This is a genomic window from Rhodococcus sp. NPDC059969 (assembly GCF_042738325.1).
Classification (GTDB): Bacteria; Actinomycetota; Actinomycetes; order Mycobacteriales; family Mycobacteriaceae; genus Rhodococcus_F.
In genome coordinates this window covers 286,688-310,196 of sequence record NZ_JBHWUF010000001.1, presented here as the reverse complement: position 1 = coordinate 310,196, position 23,509 = coordinate 286,688, and the positions used below count along the sequence as shown (strand labels likewise).

19 protein-coding genes are annotated in these 23,509 nt (G+C 63.9%); 9 read left to right on the top strand and 10 right to left on the bottom strand.

What is annotated here, in order from left to right:
- Positions 1 to 12 precede the first annotated feature (12 nt).
- Positions 13 to 963, top strand: coding sequence for a DMT family transporter (locus ACFWAD_RS01495; protein ID WP_378540784.1), 951 nt, complete (start codon positions 13 to 15; stop codon positions 961 to 963).
- On the opposite strand, the gene ACFWAD_RS01490 is transcribed toward ACFWAD_RS01495, so the two are convergent.
- The 3 genes from ACFWAD_RS01490 to ACFWAD_RS01480 all read right to left on the bottom strand — a co-directional run bounded on the left by ACFWAD_RS01490 (position 960) and on the right by ACFWAD_RS01480 (position 7,942).
- Positions 960 to 4,262 carry an arabinosyltransferase domain-containing protein gene (locus tag ACFWAD_RS01490; RefSeq protein ID WP_378540783.1) on the bottom strand — a complete coding sequence of 1,101 codons (3,303 nt, stop codon included), beginning with the start codon at positions 4,260 to 4,262 and terminating at the stop codon, positions 960 to 962. The genes ACFWAD_RS01495 and ACFWAD_RS01490 overlap by 4 nt on opposite strands.
- Before the next feature lie 73 nt (positions 4,263 to 4,335).
- Entirely contained in the window at positions 4,336 to 7,590 is a 3,255-nt protein-coding gene (locus tag ACFWAD_RS01485) for an arabinosyltransferase domain-containing protein (RefSeq protein ID WP_378542885.1), read from the bottom strand.
- 82 nt (positions 7,591 to 7,672) lie between these two features.
- Positions 7,673 to 7,942, bottom strand: coding sequence for a helix-turn-helix domain-containing protein (locus ACFWAD_RS01480; protein ID WP_003943854.1), 270 nt, complete (start codon positions 7,940 to 7,942; stop codon positions 7,673 to 7,675).
- A gap of 49 nt (positions 7,943 to 7,991) precedes the next feature.
- Between ACFWAD_RS01480 and map the strand changes: the two genes are divergently transcribed.
- Entirely contained in the window at positions 7,992 to 8,756 is a 765-nt protein-coding gene (gene map / locus ACFWAD_RS01475; RefSeq protein WP_378540781.1) for a type I methionyl aminopeptidase, read from the top strand.
- 15 nt (positions 8,757 to 8,771) lie between these two features.
- On the opposite strand, the gene ACFWAD_RS01470 is transcribed toward map, so the two are convergent.
- Positions 8,772 to 10,604 carry a glycosyl transferase gene (locus ACFWAD_RS01470; protein WP_378540779.1) on the bottom strand — a complete coding sequence of 611 codons (1,833 nt, stop codon included), beginning with the start codon at positions 10,602 to 10,604 and terminating at the stop codon, positions 8,772 to 8,774.
- Positions 10,605 to 10,920: 316 nt separating this feature from the next.
- On the opposite strand from ACFWAD_RS01470, the gene ACFWAD_RS01465 reads away from it, so the two are divergent.
- Positions 10,921 to 11,610 carry an MspA family porin gene (locus tag ACFWAD_RS01465; RefSeq protein WP_037126068.1) on the top strand — a complete coding sequence of 230 codons (690 nt, stop codon included), beginning with the start codon at positions 10,921 to 10,923 and terminating at the stop codon, positions 11,608 to 11,610.
- A gap of 21 nt (positions 11,611 to 11,631) precedes the next feature.
- On the opposite strand, the gene ACFWAD_RS01460 is transcribed toward ACFWAD_RS01465, so the two are convergent.
- The 5 genes from ACFWAD_RS01460 to ACFWAD_RS01440 form a co-directional block, all read right to left on the bottom strand.
- Positions 11,632 to 12,264 carry a hypothetical protein gene (locus ACFWAD_RS01460; RefSeq protein WP_378540777.1) on the bottom strand — a complete coding sequence of 211 codons (633 nt, stop codon included), beginning with the start codon at positions 12,262 to 12,264 and terminating at the stop codon, positions 11,632 to 11,634.
- A 99-nt stretch (positions 12,265 to 12,363) separates the two neighbouring features.
- Positions 12,364 to 12,972, bottom strand: a complete 609-nt coding sequence (locus ACFWAD_RS01455) for a TetR family transcriptional regulator (protein WP_378536559.1) — start codon at positions 12,970 to 12,972, stop codon at positions 12,364 to 12,366.
- Between the two features lie 73 nt (positions 12,973 to 13,045).
- Entirely contained in the window at positions 13,046 to 14,899 is a 1,854-nt protein-coding gene (locus tag ACFWAD_RS01450; RefSeq protein WP_378542883.1) for a galactan 5-O-arabinofuranosyltransferase, read from the bottom strand.
- A gap of 90 nt (positions 14,900 to 14,989) precedes the next feature.
- On the bottom strand, positions 14,990 to 15,751 hold the full coding sequence (locus ACFWAD_RS01445; protein ID WP_019746424.1) for a decaprenylphospho-beta-D-erythro-pentofuranosid-2-ulose 2-reductase: 762 nt from the start codon (positions 15,749 to 15,751) through the stop codon (positions 14,990 to 14,992).
- Positions 15,748 to 17,181, bottom strand: a complete 1,434-nt coding sequence (locus ACFWAD_RS01440; RefSeq protein WP_230817627.1) for an FAD-binding oxidoreductase — start codon at positions 17,179 to 17,181, stop codon at positions 15,748 to 15,750. Before ACFWAD_RS01440 ends, ACFWAD_RS01445 begins: the two co-directional genes overlap by 4 nt.
- A 63-nt stretch (positions 17,182 to 17,244) precedes the next feature.
- Between ACFWAD_RS01440 and ACFWAD_RS01435 the strand changes: the two genes are divergently transcribed.
- Genes ACFWAD_RS01435 through ACFWAD_RS01425 form a run of 3 tightly spaced genes read left to right on the top strand, consistent with a single transcriptional unit; the run spans position 17,245 to position 19,684 of the window.
- Entirely contained in the window at positions 17,245 to 17,718 is a 474-nt protein-coding gene (locus ACFWAD_RS01435) for a GtrA family protein (RefSeq protein ID WP_378540775.1), read from the top strand.
- Between the two features lie 54 nt (positions 17,719 to 17,772).
- Positions 17,773 to 18,681, top strand: a complete 909-nt coding sequence (locus ACFWAD_RS01430; RefSeq protein WP_378540773.1) for a PIN domain-containing protein — start codon at positions 17,773 to 17,775, stop codon at positions 18,679 to 18,681.
- Positions 18,682 to 18,700: 19 nt separating this feature from the next.
- On the top strand, positions 18,701 to 19,684 hold the full coding sequence (locus ACFWAD_RS01425) for an alpha/beta hydrolase (RefSeq protein ID WP_378540771.1): 984 nt from the start codon (positions 18,701 to 18,703) through the stop codon (positions 19,682 to 19,684).
- Between the two features lie 13 nt (positions 19,685 to 19,697).
- Here the strand turns inward: ACFWAD_RS01425 and ACFWAD_RS01420 are convergent, their stop codons facing one another.
- On the bottom strand, positions 19,698 to 20,282 hold the full coding sequence (locus ACFWAD_RS01420; protein ID WP_378540769.1) for a TetR/AcrR family transcriptional regulator: 585 nt from the start codon (positions 20,280 to 20,282) through the stop codon (positions 19,698 to 19,700).
- Positions 20,283 to 20,493: 211 nt separating this feature from the next.
- Here ACFWAD_RS01420 and ACFWAD_RS01415 point away from each other — a divergent pair, with 211 nt between their 5' ends.
- From ACFWAD_RS01415 to ACFWAD_RS01405, 3 genes are read left to right on the top strand one after another with little or no spacing between them, the layout of a single operon-like run.
- Positions 20,494 to 21,285 carry a cyclase family protein gene (locus ACFWAD_RS01415; protein ID WP_378540767.1) on the top strand — a complete coding sequence of 264 codons (792 nt, stop codon included), beginning with the start codon at positions 20,494 to 20,496 and terminating at the stop codon, positions 21,283 to 21,285.
- Positions 21,286 to 21,333: 48 nt separating this feature from the next.
- Positions 21,334 to 22,266 (top strand): fumarylacetoacetate hydrolase family protein, encoded by a 933-nt coding sequence (locus tag ACFWAD_RS01410; protein WP_378540765.1) that lies wholly within the window; start codon positions 21,334 to 21,336, stop codon positions 22,264 to 22,266.
- Positions 22,263 to 23,501: a thiolase family protein gene (locus ACFWAD_RS01405; protein ID WP_378540763.1), complete on the top strand. Its 1,239-nt coding sequence runs from the start codon at positions 22,263 to 22,265 to the stop codon at positions 23,499 to 23,501. The genes ACFWAD_RS01410 and ACFWAD_RS01405 overlap by 4 nt, the downstream gene beginning before the upstream one ends.
- The last annotated feature ends 8 nt before the right edge of the window (positions 23,502 to 23,509 follow it).

Here is a 23,509-nt window from a genome sequence, read left to right as displayed (position 1 = left end):
GAACATTGTCGAGTGACCACTCTGACCTCCTCGACCACGCACACACCGACCCATGCCCGTACTCCTCAGGGGCGCATCGACCCTCGATTGCTGGTCGTCGGAGGCGCAGCTGCGATCTCGATCAGTTCGCTCCTCATCAAGCTGGCCGACGTCGGGCCCTCGACGGCCGTCTTCTTCCGTTGTTTCCTGGCCTTGCCGCCACTGGCGTGGTTGGCGTGGCGGGAATACCGCCGGGTGGGCAGGCCGAGCCGGCGGGCAGTCGTTCTGCAGGTGCTGGGCGGTCTTCTGCTCGGACTGGATTTTGCGTTGTGGTCGCAGTCGATTCTCTTGATCGGCGCGGGGATGGCGAGCGTCGTCGTGAACGTGCAGGTGATCGTGGTGCCTGCACTGTCCTGGTTGGTGTTCGGTAATCGGGTTCCGATGCGCTTCGTTTTTGCCCTACCGTTCATGTTCACGGGAATTGCCTTGGCGGGCGGCGTGTTCGGAGGTGGGGAAACCGGCGACGACGTGCTGTGGGGAACGGCGCTCTCGCTCGTCTCCGGAATCGCCTACGGCGGCTACATCTTCGTTGTCGGCCGTACGGGCGAGGCGGATCGGGCAGCGAGCCAGGTGTTGATCTCCACGACGTCCGCGGGCATCGCCGGGTCCGTCATCGGATCACTCTGGGGCCGGATCGATTTCGTCCCGGGTTGGGAAGCATTCGGCTGGCTCGCGGCACTGGCGCTGGTCGGCCAGGTGTTCGGCTGGATGCTGATGGGGCACTCGCTCCCTCGACTTCCCGCCGAGGTGGGCGCGACGCTCCTGCTCATGCAACCGGTACTCGCCGTACTGCTGGCGGTTATGCTGCTCGGCGAACGGCCCGGTATCGGGCAGCTACTCGGGTGCGTCGTCGTTGTCGGAGCGGTCTCGACCGTCTCCGTACGTCGCACCCGAGCAGTCACCCGAGTAGGTAGTGCCGGCTAGTGCACCCGCATCTCGCCGGGCATCCACATGCCCGAGCGGGTTGCGGTGCCCGTCTCCACCTCTGCCGGAACAGCATTCGGGAAGTACCGGTCGTAGCGCTCGAGTGAGCCCCAGTCCCGCGCCCAGTCGTCCTTCAGGTACGTCGGAACCGTCGTTGCCCCGGCGATGACCTCGGTGAACCCGAGCGGGCCGCCGTTGTCCGCGGACTGCCAGGTGTCGGTGGAGCTGACGGCCAGGGGCCGGTCCGGGAGGATGCGGAAGTTCGGCATCTCGGCCACGCCGTTCTGATGCGTGAACGGACGTTGGCACGGGAACTGAAGGCCGACAGCCCAGTCCAGGAGAACCGGCTGCTCGTTGCCGATGTACGAGTTCAGGGACTCGAGCTTGGGCACGCGCGGCGGCGTGAATGCCATCCACTGATCGCCAGTGAGGTTGGGATCGAACGCGACCACGCGAACGGCGTCGGCGTCCGGCGCGAGTTCGTCGATGGGGATACGGACATTGCGCCACGACGGTGCGGGTCCGATGTCTCGCGGCATGTACGAACCCTGGACCTGCACGGTTCCGTCGGGCTGAGTCTTGCCGTACTCGACCAGCAGCGACTGGCCGTACGTGATGGCACCGGTGTTGTCGACGGACCACACGCGCCCGGCGACGGACATGACCACCAGCGGTGATTCCTCACTGCGAGTGGGCAATCCGTACCAACTCGAGATGAGGGAAGCGGGTTCCTGTACGCCGGGCTGGTAGCTGCCCATGACCGGCGTCTTCGAAGGATCGAGACCGAAGGGGAGCTTGGCCGTGCTGCCGTTGATGCCGACGTTGCCGGTGCCGCCGCTGGTCCCGGCGCCGGAGCCGGTGGCGAAGCTTGGGCCGACACTCTGGTTGTCGGTGTTACCCATGCCCTGCTTGACCTCGATGTAATCCGCAGTCAGATCGCTGGGAACTCCATTGGGGGAGAAGCCCTTCGAATCAACTCCGGACAGAGGATCCTCGGCGTTGAATCCGGGTGCGGTCAGTGGCCGTAGATTCCCGGAATTGACGTCGGTCTCCACCAGTACGTCCTCGGCCATGCCGCAGGTCTTGCCCGCGAGTGCCTCGATGTTGCTTCGGCCCAGTGAGTACGCCGGGTACTGCGACACTGCGCCCTTGAGCAGGGAGAGCACCTCGAAGAGGACCATCAGACCGGCAATCACGGTGAGCGGGGCGGCCGCGAACTTGCGAATTCGTCTGCCCTTGGCCGTGTTCGGCTTCTCGGGCGGGGCGGCAAATCCCTCACGCAGGTACTGCCACGCGGCAAAAGCCAAGGCGAGGGCAAAGAGCGCGAGGAAGAGTGTGTTGGATTCACGGCCGTCGTAGGAGATGGTCTTGTCGAACCACGGCACGCCGTAACTCGAGACGTACCAGTAGCCGTTGATCCCGGCGAACGTCAACGCCAGCATCAGGAGCAGTCCGGCCACGAACACCGATCGGTTACGGCGCGAGCGCAGGGCCGACGCGGACACGGCGACGGCGGTCAGCGCGGCGAGAGAACCGGCGATGCCCGCGTACGCACCGAAGTGGTGAGTCCACTTGGTGGGGTTGAACATCATCAGGAACATCGTGCCGAAGACGACGCCGACGAGGCGCCACGACGGACCTGTCGCGGCGCCGGGGACGCGGCCGCGGCGCAGCAACACGAAGAGCGTCGTGAAGAGGCACAGGATCATTGTCAAGAACGCGAAGCGTCGGGCAACCGAGCCGTCGACCGTCTGGACGAAGAGGTAGTAGTAGCGCAGGAAGTCTTGGTACCACTCGAGATTGGGGCCGATGATCGTTCGGACGCGGGTGGCTTCCATGACGCCGGCGAAGGTCTGATCGGCGAAGATGACCACCAGCACGATGGTTCCGGCGGCGGCGATCGGAGCGAGAAGCGGCAGTGTGCCGACCAGCCGGTGACGCTTGACGACGATGCGCACCAATGGGCGCACACCGGCGAGAAGGGCTGCGATACACATCAATCCGGTGGGCGCCGCGGCAAGAGTGAAGGCGCCGATCAAGATCGCGGTCGCCGCAGGGAAAAGGCGTCCGGTGGCGATGGCGCGCTCGATGGAGCACCAGGTGAGCAGTGCGCCGAGAGCCACGATGGGCTCGGGGCGAAGACCGTTGTTGTACGCCAACCAGAAGGACAGGAACACCAGCCCGCCGGTCCAGAGGGCGACGTTGCTCCGGCGAACCGCCCGGCCGAGACGCGGGACGACCTCGCGGCTGATGACCATCCAGCAGAGGATTCCGGCGAGCAGAGCGGGCAGACGCATGAACGGGCTCGCGGTCGAGATCTTCGCCATCACGGCCAGCACTTCGTAGTACCAACCGAACGGGGCCTCGGGAACACCGAACCAACGGAAGTAGTTGGCCATGTATCCCGCGTCCGGCGAGACTCGGGCCATGGTGAGGAGATAACCGTCGTCGGCGGTGTTCGCGCCGATGAAGTGCCAGACGACCAGCGTTCCGACCACAACACCGTCGATGCCGGAGAACTTCCACCAGCGTTCGGGAAGGAATCGTCGGTGCTTGCGGCCGTCGGTGCCGTCGAGGCGGGCAAGGGCGACCAGAGCGACGATGGTCGAGAGGACGGCCACGATCATCGCGACCAGCTTCAAGACGCTGGGGCTCGACGAGAAACGTGAGTCGATCGTCATCGAGAAGCCGAGGCCCTCGGGAGCAGCGCCGTCGGGCAGGTCGCTGAAGACGCCGACCACCTGCGGGCGGAAGTCACCGTCGAGCTGACCACGAATCGGGTTGCCGTCGGGATAGGTCAGACCGACGAACTCTGCCGTGGTCCGGTTGACGTCAGAACTGAACGCGATGGCGCCGCAGCGACTCGACTCGACGTCCTCGCGCGCCGCGGAAGCGACGACGACGTTGCGATCGAGCACGTCGACGCTGGTCGCGGACACCCGGACGAACATCGACGAGAGTGCCGCGCCGTCGCCCTGTGCTGGCGCCGTCGACAGCAGGATGCCGCCGCCCTCGGGCAGCGAGCTGACCGCGGTGCAGGGGATCGACGCGTTGACGTCGATGGGAACCTGCGCCATCAGAGGTGCCTCGACGTCGCCGATCACGCCGTTCTGCGGCCAGTTGACTGTCGCCGTCGTCTGCACGACGGGAAGCAGCGGAGTTGCCAGTGCGAGCACGAAGCCGAGCAAGCCGGCGATGATCGCAACCCATCGAGTGCGATGGAAACGCTCGCGGGCATCCTGACCAGCAGGAGGCGGCGAACTCGAAGTCTGAGGTGAAGCTGTCACTGCGTCGGGCACGGCTACCGATGGTATGTCAGGGCTGAGCGTGGACCTACCGTGCCCAGGTGGTTGGTAGGTCCACGCGTAACAGTTACGACTGGTAACGAATCGGGCCCGGCGTCCAGGTGCCCGAACGCGTCTCGGTGGTGACGTTCATTTGCGCGGGAACTGCATCCGAATCGAGCGGTGCGTACTGCTCGAGCGAACCCCAGTCCCGATCCCAGTCGTTGTCCAGGTAGGTCGGCAATGCCCTGGCCGAGAGCAGTTCGGTGGTCCAGCCGAGCGGTCCGCCGCCGTAGTGGTCCTGCCAGGCGTTGGTGGACTCCGCGCCGATCCGGTCGGGCAGGATGCGCCACTCGGGGATCTCGGCGACGCCGTACAGGTGATCCACCGGGCGCTGGCACGGGAAGGCCAGTCCGACGGCCCAGTCCATCAGCACCGGATCGGTGGATCCGACGACGTCCTGCAGTGTGCGCATGGTCGGCACTCGCGGCGGTGTCACCGCCAACCACTGATCTGCACTGATGTCGGTGTCACTGGCCACCAGACGCACGGTGTCGGCGTCGGCGGGCAGTTGATCCATCGGAACGCGCAGGTTGCGCCACGACGGCGACGGGCCGATGTCGATCGGATCGACACGTCCCAGGGCGTCGACGCTCCCGTCTGCCTGCTTCTTGCCGTACTCGACCTGCAGGACCGCACCGGGGGTGACGATGCCGTCGGAGTTGACGTAGCGGATGCGTCCGGCGGCCGCGACGGTCAGGAGCGGTACGGCGTCGTTGCGCTCGGGCAGTGAGTACCAACCGGTGGTCAGCGCAGCGGCCTGCGCCGCCCCGTAACTACCGAGCACCGGGGTTTTTGCGGGGTCGAGCCCGAACGGGAGCGCGACATTGCTGCCGTTGACGCCTGCCGTCGACTGCGAGCCACCGGCGGTGCCGGATCCGGTTCCCGGCGTGGTGGTGCCGGACTGCGAGGTCGAGGTGTCGAGGCTGTTTGCACTGCCTGCCGTCGAGTCTTCTGCGTCGGCTGTGAGGTCGCCGGCGACTCCGTCCGGCGAGAATCCGGTCGACTCACTCGCGCCGAACGCACCCGCGCCGGCGAGATCGGTGGGCCGATCCGTCAGTTGCAGAACGCCGGCGTTCGGATCGGACTCGACGAGTACCTCGCCCGCGAGACCGCAGCTTCCGCCGAAGACGGATTCGATGTTGGACTTGCCGATCGAATACGCGGGGTACTGAGCAACGGCTCCCTTGAGTAGGGACAGCACTTCGAACAGCACTACGGCTCCGGCGGCGATGGTCAACGGTGACGGGGCGAGAAGGCGAAGTCGCCTTGTCTTCTTGACGCTGTCTTCCGCACCGTTTCGCTCGCGCGGCTCCATGACGTGGTACCACGCGGCCAACAGCAGCGCGAGGATCGTCAGACCGAGGAAGGCCGTCGAGAATCCCTTGCCGGCGATTGACGGCGGCTTGTCCCACCACGGGACGCCGTAACTCGAGACGTACCACCAGCCGTTGGAGCTGGTGAACGCCACAGCGAGGATGAACAGGATGCCCGCGGCGAACAGCGCGCGGTTTCGTTTCGAACGCATGCTCGACGCGCTCACGCCGACGGCGGCGAGCACGGCGACCGTGGCGGCCAGACCGGCGTACACACCGAAGTGGTGGGTCCACTTGGTGGGGGTGAACTGCATCAGGAGCAGTGACGCGAACACGATGCCGAGGATCCGGCGCGACGGCCCGATCGCAGTGCCGGGGATCCGGCCCTTGCGCAGGATCATCATGACGCAGAAGACGAGTCCGACGATCATGACGAACATGCCGAAGCGGCGCGCCAGCGAACCGTCGGGGGAGATGGTCATCAGTGCGTCCCAACGCAACCGTTCCTCGAACCACGGAACATTCGGCCCGACTGCCGTTCGCACCCTGGTCGATTCGAGAACTGTCGCGAGGGTTTGATCTGCGAAGACCGCGACGAGAACCACGGTTCCGGCCGCAAGGATCGGCATGATCTGAGACAGGAAGCCGACGCGTTTGCCGCGGGCGATCAGGATCTGCAGGATCGGCCGGGCGCCGGCGATCAACGCGCCGATCGCGATCAGCCCGGAAGGTCCGGCGGCCAACGAGAATGCGGCGATCAGCACGGCCATAGCGGCGGGCAACAGACGTCCGGTAGCGATGGCGCGTTCGATGGAGCACCACGTGAGCAGAGCGCCGAGGGCGATGATGGGCTCGGGACGCAGGCCGTTGTTGTACGGCAACCAGAAGGCCAGGAAGACGAGCCCGCCGGTCCAGATGGCAACCTTGTTGCGGCGCACCGCAACACCGAGTCGCGGTATCACCTCGCGGCTGATGACCATCCAGCACAGAATGCCGGCGATCAACGCGGGCAGGCGCATCCACATGCTCGCGGTGCTGACCTTCGCGAACAGCGCCAGCACGTCGTAGTACCAACCGAACGGCGCTTCGGGGACTCCGAACCAGCGGAAGTAGTTGGCCATGTACCCGGAGTGCTCCGAGACTCGGGCCATGCCGAGCAGGTAACCGTCGTCGGAAGTGTTGGCGCCGAACACATGCCACAGAGCCAGCGTGCCGATCACCAGGGCGTCGATGCCGGTGAACTTCCACCATCGCGCCGGCAGGAAGCGCCGCGCACGACGGCCGTCGACGCCGTCGATCCGGTGCAGTGCGTACAGCGAGACGATGGTCGAGAGTGCCGCGACGATCATCGCGAACAGTTTGAGAAGTGTGGGGCTGGACGAGAACCGGGAGTCGACGTCCATGTGGGCGGACAGTCCGGCGGGCGCTGCGCCCTGCAAGTCGGTGAAGATGCCGACAACCTGTGGGCGGTAGTCGCCGGTCAGGGTGGTGCCGACGCCGTCGATACCGGTGACGGCCGCGACGGTCTGCTCGGAGTTGGTCGTGATGGTGAGCGCGGTGCATCCGCCGAGTTGATCGAGCGGAGCCGAGATCAGAACCGAATCGCGAGTGAGTGCTTCGAGGCGGTCGGCAGTGGTGCGGACAGTGAGGCCGCGGGCGTTTCGGTCCGGCGCCCCGTTCGGCATGGTCGAGAGCAGTGTGCCGCCGCTGCCGCCCAACTGGTCGAGGGTCGAACACGGGATGGTGATGTCCAGCGACGTGGGCGAGTAGGAGATCAGCGGCGACGAAACGCTGTTGACGGTCCCACCCTGCGGCCAGTCGATGCTTGCGGCTTCCTGCTTGACGGGCAGGAACGGCGTCGCCAGTGCGAGAAGCAGGCCCAGAAGGCCGGTGACTATCGCGATGAGTCGTGCCGTCCGGACTCTCTGGGAATCCGATTCCCGGGGAGCTTCGGGGCCAGTGGGCACGGGTTTCGGGGGCACTACTACTTCAGACGGCACAAGGAACGATGTTAGGCGAGTGTGGGCCCGCACATCCTGAGAGAACTACTCAGGATGCAACTTCCTGTTCGGATTGTGGTGTTTCAAGTGTTCGGGCGATGGTGTCGAGTGAAATACCCAACACTTCCGCGACCGCGCTGATGGTGAAGAAGGCGGGTGTCGCGATGCGGCCGGTTTCGATCTTGCGCAGCGTTTCGACCGAGATGCCGGCGTCGAGCGCTACCTGAACCATGCTTCGGTCTCCCCGCGCCGATCGCAGGAGTTCACCCAGTCGTAGTCCTCGTTCGAGTTCTTCCGCCGTCAGCGGTACGCGCACCATGTGCTTATAGTAATACCGGTATAGTTATTCGACAAGGAAGGTGTTCGAGATGGTCGAAATCAAGACCGCAGGCGAAATCGACGCGATGGCGGCGGCGGGAAGAATTACCGCGCAGGCTCTGGCTGCAGCGCGTGAGGCGGCGAGCGTCGGGGTGACGTTGCTCGAATTGGACGCCGTTGCCGCGGAGGTTATTTCGGCGGCCGGTGCCTCGGCACTGTTCTTGAACTACCGGCCGGCAACGGCGCCGACACCGTTCCCCGGTGCCATCTGTGCGAGCGTAAACGATGCTGTGGTGCACGGTATCCCGAATGGGTACCGACTCCGTGACGGTGACCTGGTCAGCATCGACTGCGGCGCGAGACTCGACGGATGGTGCGGTGACTCTGCCATCAGCTTCACCGTCGGGCAGGGGAGCAGTGGGGATCAGGCACTGATCGACGCGACCGATCAGGCACTTGCCCGCGGCATCGCCGCCGCCCAGCCCGGAAACCGATTGGGCGACATCGGAGCCGCGATCGGACAGTACGCGCGCGGCCTCGGATACGGCATGCTCGCCGATCACGGTGGTCACGGCATCGGCCGTGAGATGCACGAAGGGCCGGACGTGCCCAACGAAGGTCGAGCAGGCAAAGGCTTCCGGCTGCGTCCCGGCCTGGTCATCGCCATCGAACCGATGCTCATCGCCGACGGAACCGACGACTACCGGCACGACGCCGACGGGTGGACCCTTCGTACGGTTTCGGGCGCCAGGGCTGCGCACAGTGAGCACACGGTCGCGATCACCGAAGACGGTCCGGTGATCATGACCCGCTGACTAACCTCCTTCTGGCTAACCCTGGTTCGAGGTCTTGCCGCTCACGAGGTCTCGTACGTCCCACACCCACACGTCGTCGACGCGCTTGGCATCGAAGCCGACCAGTTCGTCGACCGTGTGACGCAGGGCCTCGTCACCTTTGAATCGCGGAAGTACCAGTACGTCGGCGTGCCAGTACCGCAGGTCGGTCAGTGCGTTCGCCCTGGTGCCCACGTCGATCAACGGGACCTTGCCGGTTTGTTTGGTATTGACCAGCAGGGTCGAGGTGGGTCGGGACTCGGCGCCGTAGATTCCGGCGCGGGTCTTCGAATCCGGGCCGACGAAGTATCCGCCGGCAATCGGGAACCCGAAGTCGGCGTCGACCTGCCAACTCAGTGCGCGGGCGTCTTCCGCGCTCGCGACGGGGACCGTCACCAGGGTGCCGTCGCTGACGTAGTTCTCCCACGAGCCGCTGGTGATGAATTCGGGCGTCGCAGATCGTTGATCGGCGTCGATTGGTGTCGGGATGAGAGGAATCATCGCGACGGCGAGTGTCACCAGCCAGACACCGGCAGCAGTGCGGCGCGGTCCACGAAGTTCGACGAAAGCGCGGTAGGTGCCGAGGGTGAGCAGCAGTCCGATCGCCGGAATCGCGCCCATGGCGAATCGGGATTCGAGCACCGATTCGAACAGCGGCAGGTCGGCGAGAAGTTTCCACGGCAGGGTGATGCCGGTCCTGTCGCCGTCGATGATCAGTTCGGAACCGAGCGAGAGCACACCCATGACCACGATCACGGCGGCGGCAGCGCGGGTCAGACGGATGCGCCACAACCACACCGTGGCGCCGAGGAGCAGGATCACCAGCGGCCACCCGAAGTACGCGTTCTCCTCGGTCGGGTTCATCCGGAACTCGGCGCCCTCGGGATCTCCCGCAACCGACTCGGTCGGGAACGTGGTGAGGGCAGCGGTGTCGTTGCCGGCCTGACCGTGTGAGACGCCGTCGTAGCTCGCTGGGCCGAAGAACTGCGACCACAGCGGCACTGCGGTGATCAGGAGTGTGACCGCGCCGCCGATCACGAGGCCGGGCATCGCACGCTTGATCGCCTGGCGTGACTTGGCCAGGTCGGGCAGGGCGTATGCGGCGCCGAACACCATGGCCGACATCGTGAAGATGAGGAGTGGCTCTTCGCCGAGGAAGATCTGCCACGCGACGAGTAGGCCGAGAACGACTCCGTCGCGAACCGGACGCTTGCCGTTCGAGATGCGCACGACCTGCAAGAAGATGAACGGAAGCACGAAGAACGCGACGAAGTTCGGATGGCCGTTGGCATGCGAGATCATGGCCGGTGCAAATCCGCAGAACCCCGCGCCGACGGCGGCGGCAACCTTGGAGCGGACCGAGACGCCGGTCAGTACGTGCCGCGAGAAAGCCCAGTACCAAGCGATGGCGGTGCCGCCGAGGCCGGCGGTCAGCCCGATCGCATACGTGGCCGTCGGTCCGAAGATCAACGTGATCGGGGCCAGCGGGATGCTGATCCCGAACATGGCGGTATTGGCCATCAGGTTCACGCCGAGCGGGTAATTCTGCAGGTCACTGAACAGCGGGCTGCGGAACTGCGCGAGAGCGTGGGCGGTGTCGGCGAAGAACCATTCCCACATCGCCTGGTCGCGCCCCGCATTGAAGAGGTAGCCGGACTGCAGATCGCTCCACAGGTTCGACATCACATAGACCGCAGCGACGGTGAATGTCACCATGATCGCGAGATCGACCAGACGACCGCGCTGGACGACCGAGCGCCGCACTGCTGAACGGACTCGCCCTGGACGTGCTTCTTCGAGCAGTTGGACGTCGGGCAGGGTCTCGGTCATGCAGTCGGTGCCTTTCGGTTCTGGCGCCCATCCCTGAAGTGGCGTTCTCAGAAGTTCGGGGTGGCCTACTTAGGTCTCGATTCGATAACTTCCACTGTCAGAGTAACGAACAAAACGGTTCGCGTCCGCGAGCGGGCGCAGTCAGCGAGACAAACCGGTCCGCCCGACTTGTCCGGAAAGTAATGTTTTCGTGCATCGTTTGACGGGTTCGTGACCGGGGTATCGCAACAAGGATCTTGCTCGCGTTTGTTCAGGCAGCCCCGACGAATCCCATCCTCGACGAAGAGTTGGAACCTACGTCCGGGGCCTATACCGGATGGGATGGTGCTTGTGCATGTCGAAGACAGCAGTTCGTAGTAGCGCAGTGGGAGCAGTGGCCTTGTTGGCCGTTGTCCTGGGGGGTGGGACGGCGTCGGCAGGCGTCGACAACACCAGTTCGATAACCGACGTCAAAGGAAATCGGATAGAAGTCTTTCAAGCGGACACCGCTATCCATGTCTTTCCACCGCTCGACAGCTCACCGCTGAGTGTCGAGTTCTTCCACGACGGGGTTGCCGGCGTGAAGATCGACGGGCCGGATGCAGCAAGTTTCACCGGAACGAAGCTGACGATCGGCTATCAGATCGGTTACCCGATCGCGTTGACCGGCGCGACGGTCGTTCTCAACAGTCCCGGTCTCGACTGGGCCGTCGAGAGTGGAACCAACCTCGGTATCGGCCTGGTTCCGGACTTCGAACTGGGACTGGATATTTCGAACGGGTTCGTCATCGGTGGGGACATCATTCCGTCGCAGGAGCTCGACGTCGATCTGGCGCCAGGTGGAATCACCGACGTCGCGCTGCTCGAGGATCAGGAATTCGACGGTCCCGAAGCGGCCGTTCGACTCTCCGGAGTTCACGGATACGTGCAGGGAGCAATCGGGCCGGTGACAATCAGGCCGTACGCAAAGGCAGTCACGTCGAATGGCGATACCGTCGTCACTTACGGTGTACCGCAGAGGCTTTAGCGGAAGTGGGTGCTCCCGCCGTCACGCTGCAACAGCGTGATGGTGGGAGCTCTCTGCGTTGCGTGGGGTCGAATCGGTGCCACGAATAGGCGAAGCGTCTGCCCAATGGGCACTGCGGGAAACACTGACGAGTTTCGCGACCAGTCGTGCCGCGATCCACACGAGGTACACGGCAGTGATCAGAAGCAGAAGTGCCCAGTCGTGCGCGAAGAATCCAACTATCCCGCCGACCGTGAACGCGAGGGCGACAAAGACGACGCGTCCGCCCACATCTGTCTCGACCAGGTACTCAGGCTCGACCGGATCGTCGGGTTCGCTCGATTCATCGATGTCCCCACCCGATTCGGCCTTGGACCTCTCGTGGTGTTCGGTCGGGACCTCGAGTAGCTCACCCCATTCGAGCACCGCAACGGTGTGCGCGGTGTCGGTCGGGATCGTGCGGTAATCGCGAGACTCGGAAACGTCGATGAGAGCCCTTGCCAGAGTGAGGACTTCGATGCGGTTGCGAATCGCGACACTCAGCACTTCGTGAAAGGCCTGCTCGCGCCCGAACGGTTTGCCGCGTGCAATGACCAGAACATGCTCAGCGGAATCGAGAACTGCACGATGCGGTACAAGCTCGCGGCTTTGCGCAACGAGTTCGCTCACTGTCATCACCTACCCCGCCGGTGGTTGATGCGGCCGTTTGCTCGACTGCGCTTGGAGGGGCTGAGTACCCCGGCAGTTTCGGAAACAAACTCGCCGGGTGGCGTGTCAGATTTGCGCAGCCGGGGCCGAGAGTGCTCCGAGGCAGCTTTCGATCAGGTCGGCGGCGATCACGTGAGCCCGATCTCGGCTGTCGACGCGCCCCTCCCACGTGGCAAACGTGACGACGGTGAGCACGGTCAGAGTTCCCGCCCGAAGTTCGGCGATGTCTGTCGGCAATGAAGATGCGGCGATGATCCGCCGCTGAACTTCGCGGAAGCTCTCGGCCTGCATGTGATCGCGGATGGTCGACGACATTGCCGGGTCGAAGATCGACTGCACCAGGAACCGCGCGTACAAAGTGCCCTCGCGGTAGATGGTCTGTTCTGCCAACGGCAGGACGAGAGCCTCGACGAGGGCACGCATCGTCGGCGGATTCGGGTCGAGATCGATCATGTCGAGAAACTCACGCCGACGGTCAGCGGCAGGTCGCATTCTGGACTCGACGACTGCCGCCAGCAAACCTTCACGTGAACCGAAGTGATACTGCGCGGCCGACTTGTTGGCCTGCCCGGCTTCGGTCTGAACGTCACGAAGCGTCAGAGCGGCCAGGCCTCGTTCGGCAACCAGACGCTCGGCTGCATCGATCATTGCCGCTCGGGCATCGGTTCGGGTCACGGTATGAAGTTAGGGGTGCGTCGGGGTCGCGTCAACGACCCCGACGGTAAGCCTTTTGTGACGTATCTCCTGGTTAGTTCGCGTCAGAGCGGGTAACGACCACAAACGGACCCTGCTCTGTGACGGTGAAACGAGGATCGTCGAACAGTTCCTTGGGGAACGTGACCGTGTAGCGGCGGACGTTCGGGTCGTTGGGATAGACGTCCTCGGCCAACCGCAGTGTGTACCCGTCGGCGCCCTGGCGGAAGACGAAGGCGTCGGGGCTGCGCCACGGCGCCGAGTCCAGCGCAGCTATCAGTTCGTCAGGGGTCTTCAGTTCCGACCACTGCTCGATCAGCGCGGCGCGCGCACGGAAATCGGCGAGGGGGTTTGCGTAGTGCGACGTCAGCCCTTGGAAACCGAAGTACGGGTAGAAACTCAGGAAGCCGATGTCGGCGGTGAGCACCACCGTGTCACGGGGTTCGCGTCCCAACTGCTCGCGGATGATCCGGTCGATGTCGGCGTAATTGGCCTCGGCGCCCGGTGGTCGCTTGTCGCCGCGCTCGCCGTTGCCGTCGGTATCGCTGTATGCCACAGCGATATCCGGCGCCAGTACCTGCGGGATGTTCTGCGCGAAAGCGATGGCTCCGATGACACCGAGTGCAACGAGTACCGCTTTGACTCGGGGATTCTCGCTGGTGGCCAGCACGATCCAGCCCGCGAACTCGAAGAAACCGAATACGCCGGCGGCCGCGAGAAGTCCGATCAGTACCGGCTCGAGCCGGAATCCGAGGAGCGTGCTGCCGGCAACGGTGAACGTCATGGACAGCAGCGCCCACAGGTACACGGCGATGACGCCGATACCGAGTGCTCGGGCGCGGCGGGAGAACAGGAACCGCGAAATCAGCCAGACCGTGCCGAGCAGGCACAGGCCGCCGACGAGCGAGAAACTCAGCATCGGGAAGGGCAGCACCGCACCGGAATCTGGGAGGTAGTGCATTGCGGTGCCGGACTCTGCAGTGGCACCGGAGAGTGCCTTCAGCAGGTACGGCGCCCAAACGGTCAGAGCAACCAGACCCGAGATGATTGCAATTGCTGCAAGTCGAATGAGGGGTCCCAGTGCGGCTTTCCACGTGTTCTGGGCGCGGGCGGCAAGTACTGCGGCAACGACGGCCATCAGAGTCACTGCGAACGCGGCGAATCCGAGATACAGCGTGTAGACGGTTGCGGCAAAACCGAGGAACAGGCCCGTCCCGAGAATTGCGCCAGCTCCGGCAAATCGAGAAGCACCCGGGCGATCGAGCGCACCCCACGCCAGGATCAGCACCGGCGGGATCAGGAGGTTGATGACGGCGCCATACGCCTCGGGGGAGTTGTACGCCAACACGACGGCAGTTACGGCCAATGCTGCGACGACGGCCCAATCGCGTCGAATCAGCTTGGTCCACAACACGAGTGCTACGACGGCGACGACCGCCAGGGAGCCGATCGCGTACGGCTTGAACGCTTCCCAACCGTCCATACCCAGCAGGTTCGCGACGCGTCCACCGACCCAGAACCAGCCGGCCGGGTAGAACGGCGGCAGATCCACGTACGTCATGTCCTGCAGCGCAGCCGAATCCGTCAGCCGGGTCAGGTACTCGGTCCGGAACTGCTGATCGACCGAGACGCCGTGCAGATACAGACTCGTCGCGGCGAGGGGAAGCCCGAGCGTCGTGGTGACGAAGCCGGAGAGCCCGGCCCACGAGAGGAGTTTTGCGACCCGCTCGGCCTTGCGGGCACGGAACATCAGAACCGCGGCACCGACCACTGCGATGCAGAGCACCTGCAGCACGGTCGTGACTGCCTGCGTGACGTTGGAAGAGGTGAACGCCGGCCACTGCACTCGGCCGAAAGCAAAGAGCCCGACTGCAGCGACAACAGCGGCGACCAGCGCTCCGAGGGCCATTTCCACCACCGTCGCCGCGGCATTACGCCACGGCGACGGGGTCGAAAGCTTTGTACTCGGAGCAGTTGTTGTTTCTGGCACGGGAGGAGCTTAAACCGGCAACTTCCGGAAGATCGGGCGCGGCACGTGGCGCAGGCCCATCATGACGAAGCGCCAGGGGCCGGGAGTCCAGACGATTTCCTTGCCCTTGTCCGAGGCGGCAACAGCGAGCTTCGCGACGATGTCCTTGTTGACCGTCAGCGGGGCTTCCTTGACGTGGGCACTGAACTGCGTGCGCACCATGCCGGGGCGAACGACGGTCACCTGCGGTCCGAATTCCGCGAGAGCCTCGCCGAGCCCGAGGTAGAAGCCGTCGAGGCCCGCCTTGGTGGAGCCGTAGACGAAGTTGGCACGCTTGACGCGCTCCCCGGCTACGGACGACATCGCGATGATCTTGCCGAAGCCCTGAGCCTTCATCTTCTCGCCGAGAAGAACGCCGACCGAGACGGAAGCGGTGTAGTTGACGTTTGCCACCAGAACGGCCTTGCGCTGGTTCTGCCACAGCTCTTCGGAGTCACCGTCCAGTGCGAAGGCGACGATGGCGACATCGACGTCACCGTTCGAGAACGCCTGGTCGATCACCTTCGGGTGCGACTCGAAATCAACGGCGTCGAAGTCGATGAGCTCTACCGAGGTGGCGCCCTTGGCTTCGAGTTGCTTGACCGCAGCTTCGCGTCCCGGATCGCCGGGGAGCGCCGCCAGAATGACGCGCAACGGCGCCTTCTTCAGGTACTCCTCACAGATGGCGAGGCCGATCTCGGAGGTTCCACCGAGAAGCAAAACGGTTTGCGGGTTACCTACAGCGTTGATCACAGTTCCAGCCTTCTGGACATATCGGAGGCGAAAACGCCTGTGGGGTCGTACTTGCGGCGCGTCGCGATCCACTCGTCGATGCGCGGGTACATGGCGTGGAAGGTTTCTGCGGATGTCCGCGAATCCTTGGCCGTGTACAGGCGTCCGCCGAATTCGAGGACACGCTTGTCGAGTTCGGTGACGAACTCGTTCAGGCCCGGCTTGATGCGGAAGTCGACGCAGATGTTCCAACCCGGGATCGGGAAGCTCAGCGGCGCCTGATTGCCCTCGCCGAAGAGCTTGAACACGTTGAGGAACGAGTAGTGCCCGCTGCGCTGGATGTCGACGATGATCTTCTTGAACTCGTCGACGGCCTCCGGTGGAACCACGAACTGGTACTGCAGGAATCCGTTCGATCCGTACGCGCGGTTCCACTCACCGAACATGTCGAGCGGGTGGTAGAACTGCGTCAGATTCTGGACCTTGCCGCGGTACTTGCCGGACTTACGGAACCAGACCTCACCGATCGCGGTGAAGTTGAACTTGTTGGCCAGCCCGTTCGGGAAGACGTCGGGGAACGTCAACAACTGCGGTGCGTCGAACGCGAGCGGGTTCTTCTGCAGCTTGGCCGGAAGCTGATCGAGCTTCGCCAACGACCCGCGTGAGACTGCCGCACGACCGAGCTTGGGGGGCGCGGAAATCGCGTCGAACCAGGCGCTCGAGTACTCGTAGTTGGCTTCGCTGCCGTCGCTGTGCAGCGCGATGGTCTCGTCGAGGCTGTTGGTGACGTCGCCGTCGGCGATGAAGTACGCCGTCTCGGTCGGTGTCATCTTGATGGTCGCCCGCAAGATGATGCCCGTCAGGCCCATGCCGCCGATCGTGGCCCAGAACAATGCGGCTTTGGGGTCGTTGCGTCCGCCCTTGGGGGTGAGCGTGCGCACCTTGCCGTCGGCCGTCAGCAGATCCAACGACACGACGTGGTTGCCGAAGCTGCCCGCGCTGTGGTGGTTCTTGCCGTGGATATCCGAGCCGATGGCGCCGCCGATCGTGACCTGGCGAGTACCCGGCAGGACCGGAACCCACAGGCCGAACGGCAGAGCAGCCTTCATCAGCTGATCCAGATTCACGCCGGCGTCGACGTCCACCAGAGCGGTGTCGCGATCGATGCGGTGAATGCGGTCGAGTGCATTCATGTCGATGACCAGGCCGCCGGCGTTCTGCGCTGGGTCACCATACGAGCGGCCCAGGCCGCGCGCGATGACGCCGCGTCGCAGATGCGAGGGCTTGGAATCGTTCTGTTCCGCAACCTGGGCGACCGCGTTCGCGATCACTTCCACGTCGGGGGTGGACAGCACCTGTGCAGTGGTGGCGGCGGTGCGTCCCCAACCGGTGAGGGTGCGGGCTTGGGTGTGGAGAGCCGGCTTCGGCGTCTCTTCTGCTGTCGTGGACATCAAGGTAGAGGTTACCTGGGAGTAGTGCCGACGGCTCCGACTCGAGTGGTTACTCTCGTCGTCGTGCCCGAAACACCTGCAAGTCACCAGCACGAACCCCACGTCCCGCTGCCCGTCGAGATTCCTGTCACGACGGACATCGCCGACGACGCGATGGACCTGAAAACGCAGATCGTCCGGTTCGTCGCGACGGGTGGGCTGTCGGCGGTCGTGGACTACGGGCTGTACGTGCTGCTCCTGGCGCTCGGCTTGCCGCGCGTCGCCGCAAAATCGCTGAGCTTCGTCGCGGGCACCACGACGGCGTACCTCATTAATCGCCGGTGGACGTTCAAGGCCGAGCCTTCGCGGGCCCGCTTCATCGCCGTAGTTGCGCTGTACGCGGTCACTTTTGCGGTCCAGGTCGGACTCAACGAAGTGATGGTCCATATCTTCGACGAACATTGGTGGCGGACACCGCTGGCGTTCGTCATCGCGCAGGGCACCGCGACGGTCATCAACTTCATCGTTCAGCGGGCAGTGATCTTCAAGATCAAGTAACGGTTCGGGGTGGATTAGCGCATTCGTCCGGTTTCTCGAGAGAGAATCGAGCCCATGATCATCGTTCTCGATTCTTCGGCCCTGACCAGGGGTGCACGGTTCGACACCGCAATCGCCGACGCGCGCGCACTAGGACACCGCGTCGTCGTGCCGCGATTGGTCGTACTCGAGGTTGCGAGTCGCTACCGCGAGGAATCGGCGGAGATGATCGCGGCCCTGAGCGTCCAGGCGCGCATGTACGACCGACTGGGATTGCGGCGCGACCTCACGAGGTTTGTCGACGCGGCTCACGACAAGGCCGACGGCTACGTCGACGACGTGATCGAAGACCTCGTGGCGATCGGCGTCGAAGTGGTCGATCCAGTCGACGTTTCGCATCTCGAGGTGGCCGAGAGGGCGATCTCGCTGCGTCGGCCCTATACCGACAAGAAGAAGCGAGACGGTTACCCGGCGACCCTGAACTGGCTGACCGTGCTCGATCTCGCCGACCGGAACCCGGGCGTCGACGTGATCTGGGTCAGCTCCGACGCACGGGCATACGGCGACGGCGAAGACGGGGTCTGGCATGGCGATCTCGCGCGTGAACTGGCGGCGCGCGGTCTTGAATATCGGATCCGGTGGGCGTCGGACATCCCGGTGATCGACGGACCGGTTCAGGTGGAGCAGGTGGTTGAGGTCGAGGAAGCCGCTGAGGTCGCGCCCGAGGCCCCGGTTGTTCCAGGTTTTGTGGAGCCGGAAGCGGTGGTTCCAGCCGAGGTTCCAGAACCCTCGGCACCGGCATCAGCTCCCGCACCCAAGCCTGTTCAGCGCGCAGCGCGGACGAGAGTTGCGCCTCAGCGCATAGAACCCGCCCCGAAAGCTCAGTCCGGCGGACTGCGCGGTCTGGGCAAGGTCATCGGCGGGCGGAAACGAAAGGTCACGATCGTCGACGATCTCGACGAAGTCGACCTCTTCGGTGCCTGATCGCTTCTAATCTGGACAGATGTCTCTGTTGCCGACTGTCAGTCGTAGGACCGGAACTCGATACGGCAGGCCGAGTATCGAATCGCAGGTCCTCTACAACGCGTGCCGATGGATGCTTCGGCCCGTGGTCGGGATCGCCCCGCTGACGCCTGGCGCGATGCGCCGCGCCGCAGTTCTGGACTCGGCCGCGGGTGTACGCATTCCGTCCGGGATCGATCGGGAAGCGATTCGCTTTCCGGGTTTCGACGGTGAACTCGTCCGGACGGCAGGCTCTACGGCTGATCTGCGCGACGGTGTCGTTCTCTACCTGCACGGCGGCGGGTTCATGTGCTGCGGGCTCAACACGCATCGGCCGGTTGTTGCCGGCATCGCCAAGCGAACCGGCCTTCCGGTCCTGCACGTCGCGTATCGGCAGTTGCCGAAGACGAGTATCAACGGGTCCGTCGACGACTGCCTGGATGCGTACCGATGGCTCCTCGAACAGGGAGCCTTGCCGGAAAAGGTTGTCTTCGTTGGTGATTCGGCCGGAGGTTTCCTGGTTTTCGCGACGGCGCTTGCAGCTGTTTCCGCGGGACTCGAGGTTCCGGCCGGTCTTGTCGGGCTCTCACCGCTCCTTGATCTCGATTGCACCACCAAATCGGTCCATGCCAACGCTCGACGCGACGTGATCGCCCCGGTGTCGGCATTGATGGCGATCGGAAAGCTTGGCGGACAGACGAACTCGCCCGTCGACGGTGATCTGGCCGCGCTGCCGCCGTCGTTGCTGATCGCCGCCGAATCCGAGGTGCTCAGAGTCGATTCGGAGGTGATGGCGCAGCGGCTCGCTGCCGCGGGGGTGCCGTGCTCGCTGCAGATCTGGAACGGCCAGGTTCACGCGTTTCCCGCCGTCTGGCCTGGCTTGCCGGAGAGCCGGGCGGCGCTACGAGACGTTGCCAGGTTCATTCGTGCCAGGCTCGATGCGGTCCCGCCCCAGGCTGCGGGTGAAAGTTGTTCGGGAAGTTGAACTTCCGTTCCACCTATGGATTCTCGTGTGCTCGGGCATAGATCGATTCGAGCTCGGTTACCGCTGAACGTCGATCGACGTTGTCGGGATCGAGGCGATGTTGGAGGTTGATCCCGAGAGTGCCGGCCAGAAGGGTGATGGCAACCAACTCCGGATTGGCGACCGGGGTGTCGATCGAACGCAGGTAGTCCGCGTACAGCGTGCGCATTGCGACGTACTGCGCTGCGTAGGTCTCGCGGATGGTGGACCCGGGAATCACGGCTTCGATCAGGATCGTCGAGAAAATTCGTGCCTCGGGGTGCGACATCAGAACGAAGTTGGCTTCGATCAGTGCTTCGATTCCAGTCGCCGAGGATGACGCCAACTCGGCGCGCAACTTCTCCATGCCCCACCGGAATGCGTCCTCGACGACGGCTCGTAGGAGCCCGTCTTTCGACCCGAAGTGCCAGGCCACGGACCCTCGGCTGATTCCGGATCTTTCCGCCACGGCTTGGACGGACATTGCGGCCGACCCACCTTCGGCAGCAAGTTCGGCCGCCGCTTTCACCAGTCGTCGTCTGGTTTCCTCGGAAATCTCCTGCTTGCGTGTCGACGCCATTCGGTGTTCCTGCCTTCTTTCGTTCTCGAGTGCAGCCAATTCCGGTACGCGGTGACGTCGACGTGCCCGTCGGGGCCGAGACCTGCGTACCGGCACTCATGCTACGAGGCCGTCCGTCTCACGGTCGTATTCCTCTCGCCAGAACCCGCTTGCCTATGTTGATCGTCCAGTTCTATGCTGAGCGTCCAATAACTTAGCGGAATGGGTGGACATGGAACTCATCGATTTGACTCGAACTCTCGATCCGGCCGATCGGGAACTGCTCCCCGAGGGCCTGAAGGCATTGGCCTCCGTCGTTGCCCCTTCGGTGACCTACTCGCACCCCGCAGGTGCCGGACGCGACGAGTTCGCGGCAGCCATGCGGTGCGGAATTCATGATCTTCCGGACGGTGAGGGGTGGGGGTCGGAGATGTTGAGTGAGTTCAACAGTCATCTGGGGACGCACGTCGACGCACCCTTGCACTACGGATCGACCTCCGAGGGCAAGCCGGCTCGCACCATCACAGACATCGCGTTGGATGAATTGTTCTGCGAGACAGTAGTGCTCGATCTGCGCGGACGGTGCAAGGCGAACCGGCCGATCTCGGTGGACGCTCTGAAAGGTGCCCTGGCAGAAAATGGTGCGCCCGTTTCCCAGGGCGGTGCCGTGTTGCTACGGACCGGACAGGAGCGCTTCACCTTGGCGGATCCGGAGTTCTTTCAGTATCCAGGTATGAGTCGCGAAGGCACGCTGTTTCTCGCCGAGCAAGGTGCAAAGGTGCTCGGCACCGACGCCGCCGGCTGGGACTTGAGCTTTGCGGTCATGGCGCAGAAATTTCGTGACACCGGGGACAACTCGGTTCTCTGGGACGGGCATCGGGCCGGACGTGAACGCGAAGTATTCATCGTTCAACAGTTGGCGAACCTCGCCGCGCTTCCGCCCTCGGGATTTCACGTGGCGTTCTTTCCGATCAAGCTTGCGCGTGCCAGCGCTGCCCCGGCTCGTGTGGTCGCGTTCGTCTGAGCCGAATTCTCACGCGCCGAAAAATTCAGTGAAAGGTATTGATTCACAGTGAAACTTGCAACCGTCGAATATGAAAAGACCCAGCAGACGGCTCTGGTGACGGGCAGCGGCGAGCAGCTGTTGTTGCTCGAGCGAGCTCATCAAGTTGTGACGGGAAAATGGGCTCCCGAACTGGAAACCATGCAAAGCGTCATCGAAGGTGGTCCGGCGGCGCGGGAGATCCTGGATCGGCTCGCAGACGAGCAACCAGCAAGTGCCATGGTCGATTCGAGTGATGTGCGCTGGATGTCGCCGCTTCCTCAGCCGCCACAGATCCGAGACTTCGGATGCTTCATGGATCACTTCCGCAACGCTCGCGCTCGAATTCAAGGGATCGCGCTCGAGGACGTCGAACTGCCGAAGATCCAGTTGGAACGCCCGCTTTACTACATCGCGAATCGATTGGCTGTGACCGGGCATGAATCCGACGTCGTGTGGCCTGAGTACTCGAGCTTGCGCGACTACGAGCTCGAATTCGCCTGTGTACTGGGGCGCGGTGGAACCGACATCTCACGCGCGGATGCCCCTGCGCACATCTTCGGTTACACCATCTTCAACGATTTCAGCGCCCGCGATACTCAGCTCGAGGAGATCTCCACCGGACTCGGTCTCAGTAAGAGCAAGGACTTTTCGAACGCAAACGTCCTCGGGCCCTGGATCGTGACCGCCGACGAAGTCGGTGACCCCTACCAGCTCGAGATGACCGCGAGAATCAACGGCGAAGAGGTGAGTCGAGGAACCAGCGCCGATATGGACCATCGTTTCGAGGACGTGATTTCGTTCGCCTCGACTTCCACGCGGTTGTACCCGGGTGAAGTCTTCTGTTCCGGCACGGTGCCGAGTGGATGTGGATTGGAGCACGGGCGGTTCCTCGAAACGGGAGACGTAGTCGAACTCGAGGTCACAGGCCTCGGTGTATTGAGGAATCGAGTAGTGGCGTGAGCGGCGAAGTCATGGTTCTCGGTGTCGGCGCGACTCCCTTCGGGCGGCACGCGGATACCTCGGCCTCGGAATTGGCGGGGCGTGCGGCGATCGACGCCGTAGAAGACGCGGGCCTGTCCCGCGGTGACGTCGGTGCGGTCTTCTACGCGACCGTCAGTCAGAAGGCGATCGATCGGCAGCACATGATCCCAGGCCAGATTGCTTTGAGGCCATACGGTTTCGGGGGAGTCCCGGTCGTCAATGTCGAAAATGCCTGCGCCGGCGGGGCAACCGCACTTTGGCTGGCGATCGCCCACGTTCGCGCCGGTCTGTCCGAGGTCGCGCTGGCGGTCGGGGTGGACAAACTGGTGTGCTCGGATCCGGCGCGAAGTCTGGAGGTGTTCGACGGTGCGCTCGACGTTGCGCATCGCGACGAGACGCTCGCCGGCCTTGCCTCCCTGTCCGCTCCGCTGCCGGACGAACTCGGATCGCAGGGTGAGCGTTCGGTGTTCATGGAGATCTACGCTTCTCTTGCCCGGGCGCACATGGAGAGATTCGGAACTACCGAGTTCGAGCTCGCGTCCGTGGCAGCGAAAAATCATGCGCATTCCGTGCACAATCCGCGGTCGCACTTTCGCAAACCCTTCACTGTCGAAGAAGTGCTTGCCGCGAGGCGAGTCGCGTGGCCTCTGACCGTTCCGATGTGCTCGCCCGTCAGTGACGGTGCAGCGGCGGTCATTGTGACCAGTGCGGACTTTGCTCGAAGGCGCGATTCTTCTCGGCGGGCGGCGCAGGTTCTCGGTTGCAGCTTGGTGTCAGGTACGGATCGGGCCACAGGTGACGTGGAAAATCACATCGGTCGCCGTGCAGCAATGAACGCATACGAGGAAGCCGGAGTCGGGCCAGGCGATGTGGACGTGGCAGAGGTCCACGACGCCACGGCCTTCGGTGAAGTGCAGCAGGTCGAGAATCTGGGGTTCTGCCCGATCGGTGAGGGCGGCGCGTGGTCTGCGTCCGGTGCGAGTTCGTTGGGAGGCGTGCGTCCGGTCAATCCGTCAGGTGGGCTCGAGTCCCGTGGTCATCCAGTCTCGGCAACGGGACTGGCGCAGGTCTTCGAACTTGTCACGCAGTTGCGCGGACAAGCAGCGCGGCGACAAGTTCCCGGCGCTCGAATCGCGGTCGCAGAGAACGGCGGAGGTCTCTACGGAATCGAGGAGGCGGTCGCCGCCGTCACGATCTTGGGAGTATCACGTTGAACGAGGAC

Coding starts and splice junctions, on each gene's coding strand:
- ACFWAD_RS01480 (WP_003943854.1), bottom strand. CDS start 7,942: ATGGTGCGCGTACCGCTGACGGCGGAAGAACTCGAACGAGGACTACGA.
- map (WP_378540781.1), top strand. CDS start 7,992: ATGGTCGAAATCAAGACCGCAGGCGAAATCGACGCGATGGCGGCGGCG.
- ACFWAD_RS01470 (WP_378540779.1), bottom strand. CDS start 10,604: ATGACCGAGACCCTGCCCGACGTCCAACTGCTCGAAGAAGCACGTCCA.
- ACFWAD_RS01465 (WP_037126068.1), top strand. CDS start 10,921: ATGGGATGGTGCTTGTGCATGTCGAAGACAGCAGTTCGTAGTAGCGCA.
- ACFWAD_RS01460 (WP_378540777.1), bottom strand. CDS start 12,264: ATGACAGTGAGCGAACTCGTTGCGCAAAGCCGCGAGCTTGTACCGCAT.
- ACFWAD_RS01450 (WP_378542883.1), bottom strand. CDS start 14,899: ATGGCCCTCGGAGCGCTGGTCGCCGCTGTTGTCGCTGCAGTCGGGCTC.
- ACFWAD_RS01440 (WP_230817627.1), bottom strand. CDS start 17,181: ATGTCCACGACAGCAGAAGAGACGCCGAAGCCGGCTCTCCACACCCAA.
- ACFWAD_RS01430 (WP_378540773.1), top strand. CDS start 17,773: ATGATCATCGTTCTCGATTCTTCGGCCCTGACCAGGGGTGCACGGTTC.
- ACFWAD_RS01425 (WP_378540771.1), top strand. CDS start 18,701: ATGTCTCTGTTGCCGACTGTCAGTCGTAGGACCGGAACTCGATACGGC.
- ACFWAD_RS01420 (WP_378540769.1), bottom strand. CDS start 20,282: ATGGCGTCGACACGCAAGCAGGAGATTTCCGAGGAAACCAGACGACGA.
- ACFWAD_RS01415 (WP_378540767.1), top strand. CDS start 20,494: ATGGAACTCATCGATTTGACTCGAACTCTCGATCCGGCCGATCGGGAA.